The following is a 2,663-nucleotide window of genomic DNA, read 5'->3' as shown; positions in this document are numbered from 1 at the left end:
ATCGGGGCGCTCCCTGGATCAGAGAAAAGTCGTTGCGGCACAACAACTTTCGCTGATTCGCGCCCCGGTGCGCTTCAACACTGTGAGAAATGCGAGCTAGCTCACCGATAGCAGTGAAAGCGGTGATACCCGTCATAGTACCCGCGGCAGCGATGGTAGTAGCGATGATGTGGAATGCCGAACACGCCCTCGACCGCGCCCACGGCGCCGCCGACACCGGCGCCGACCGCGCCTCCGACCACGCCGCCCACCGGGCCGGCAATGCGGTTGCCTTCATAAGAGCCCTCCTGGGCGCCGCGCACGATGCCCTGGGCATGGCCGGATTGCGGTAGCGATAACAGCGCAAAGAGAATGGCGGCAACTGCGAAAAGCAGGCGGACAGATACGTCAGCCGGCAATTGCGCTGCAGCGATGCGAGCTTTGTTCATCTTCGGTCCCAAAGGAAGTACAGGGGGTAAACGGCGGCCACAGCCGCCTGTCGACGCAGATATGCGTCCGGAGCGGCCAAATGGTTGCGCCTTTGTGACGAATTGTCGGCGTCCGAACGCGCTGGCCCGCTCGCGAAAATGTCAGCACCGCCGCAGGCGCCGCGGCGCAAAGCGGCCTTGCTTACGCCCGCCATCACGTTAACGATGGGCGGGCAGGCCGCTGGAACGAAAGCCGGATTGCAGGCATAGTGCACGCCGGGGACGGAGAGCCGCGGCGCTTGCGTGAACAGGCCGGAGGCCAAGATTCAAATGCGTTTGCAGATGCGTTCCTTTTTCATTGCTTTCAGCTCGTTGATGCTTTTGAGCGCGGGTGCCGCGCAGGCCAAGGTCGACATCACCATCGACAAGGACAATCAGCAGATGACCATCGCCATCGACGGCGTCGCGCGCTATCGCTGGCCGGTATCGACCGGCATTCCCTCGCGCGAAACACCGAACGGCGCGTTCCGCGCCTTCCGCATGGAAGAGGACCACTACTCCAAGGAATTCGACGACGCGCCGATGCCGCACTCGATCTTCTTCACCAAGATCGGGCACGCTATCCACGGCACAGATTCGGTGGGCCGGCTCGGCTCGCCCGCTTCCCATGGCTGCGTGCGGCTGTCGCGCCAGAATGCATCGACGCTCTACGCGCTGGTGCAAGAACAGGGCGTGCTCAACACCTCGGTGACTCTGACCGGCTCTGCGCAGGTGGCGCTAGCCCGCAATCCGCGCGGCCGCACCAACAATGCCGTGGCCCGCGCCCAACAGCCGGCCGACGAGCAGTACAGCGCTGTCGGCGATCCCGTCACTCTGACGCCGCCGGCGCAGCCCGCCCGCCGCTACATGCCGCAGGACGACAACTACATCTATCCGGCCGACGGCAGCGACACCGGCGCGCGCTACCCGGCACCGCGCACCAACCGCGTCTACGGCGCGCAGGTCTATCCGCCGCAGCCGCAGCCATCCTACGACCAGGGCTACGGCCAGCAGCAGGGCTACTACTATCAGCAGCAGCAACCCCGGCCGTATTATCAGCCGCGCGGCGGCTACAATTACTACCAGAACTGATGTGACCTGACGGCTGCCGCACTCTCCGGCTTTTGCGCGTCAGGAGCCCACAGCCCCGTACGACCTGATCACCGCATCCCTTCGCGCGACGAGCGAATCAAGGACCGCAGTCGGCCGCGGGAAATTGCGGCAATCTGTGCATGAATTGAGCAGCAAAACCGACGCAGGGAAGCAACACTCCCCAACCTTCAACGCTGCGGCGTTCCAGCCAAATTGACAACCAGGGGGCCGCCCGTATTGTCGTTCCGATTGTTGGCTCCCGCGCCGGCCGATGATGCTCAGCCCGTTTCCAGGTCGGGCGTCGCATCGCCCGGCTGTCGCAGCATGCGCCGCGCGATCTTCTCCTCACTCGGTACCTTGACGTCCCAGGCGAGTCCCAGCGCTTCCAGCGCGCGGATAAAGATGAAGCCGGGATCGAACTCGAACCAGCGCAGGCCGAAGGCGGCGGAATACGGGAAGGCATGGTGGTTGTTGTGCCAGCCCTCGCCCCAGGCGAGCCAGCCATCACGCCGAGATTGCGGCTGTTGTCGTCACGGGTGACGAAGGGCTGCGCGCCGAACGTATGCATGATCGAGTTGATCGCCGACATGGTCTGCTCGACCACGAACATCCGGACCACACCGCCCCAGAGCATGCCGCTCAGCGCGCCCCACAGGCTCATGGTGGCAAGGCCGCCAATCGCGGCCGGCAGCAGCAGGCCAAGCGCAGCCCAGCTGTAGTAGTAGCTATTGACGGCCACCAGCGTCCGGTTCGCCATCAGATCCGGCACGTAATGTGCGACGTTGGGATAATCGTGCTCGATCATCCAGGTCAGGTGCGCGTGCAGGAAGCCGCGCAGGCGGCCAAGCGCGCCCTCGCCGTGCAGCCGCGGCGAGTGCAGATCGCCGTCGTGATCGGACAGTTCGTGATGGCGCCGATGCATCGCCGCCCAGGACAGCATCGGGCCGATGTTGTTGCAGAAGTCGGCGGGCTCGGCGGTCTCAGTCGGAGCTGAGTTCTGAAAAATGGAGCTTGCGATGTCTCGCCGCCTGCCCGCAATGGGTGGGCGGCGACGCTAACGGCTGACGCAACCAACGCAACCAACGCAACGGACGCCACTTACGCGACGCATGGCCCGGCCATGTC

At 64.6% G+C, this 2,663-nt stretch carries 3 protein-coding genes; 1 reads left to right on the top strand and 2 read right to left on the bottom strand.

The genetic code is table 11. The features are described from left to right. Window positions 1-101: 101 nt before the first annotated feature. On the bottom strand, window positions 102-428 hold the full coding sequence (locus IVA82_RS04565; RefSeq protein ID WP_247380046.1) for a hypothetical protein: 327 nt from the start codon (window positions 426-428) through the stop codon (window positions 102-104). 321 nt (window positions 429-749) lie between these two features. On the opposite strand from IVA82_RS04565, the gene IVA82_RS04560 reads away from it, so the two are divergent. Next, window positions 750-1,538 (top strand): L,D-transpeptidase, encoded by a 789-nt coding sequence (locus IVA82_RS04560; RefSeq protein WP_247380043.1) that lies wholly within the window; start codon window positions 750-752, stop codon window positions 1,536-1,538. 97 nt (window positions 1,539-1,635) lie between these two features. Here the strand turns inward: IVA82_RS04560 and IVA82_RS04555 are convergent, their stop codons facing one another. Further along, the gene (locus IVA82_RS04555) at window positions 1,636-2,460 is read right to left on the bottom strand and encodes a fatty acid desaturase (protein WP_247493176.1); all 825 of its coding nucleotides are present in this window, start codon (window positions 2,458-2,460) and stop codon (window positions 1,636-1,638) included. Window positions 2,461-2,663: the final 203 nt, after the last annotated feature.

The organism is Bradyrhizobium sp. 142, assembly GCF_023074015.1.
GTDB lineage: Bacteria > Pseudomonadota > Alphaproteobacteria > Rhizobiales > Xanthobacteraceae > Bradyrhizobium.
This window is presented reverse-complemented; position numbering and strand designations above follow the sequence as displayed.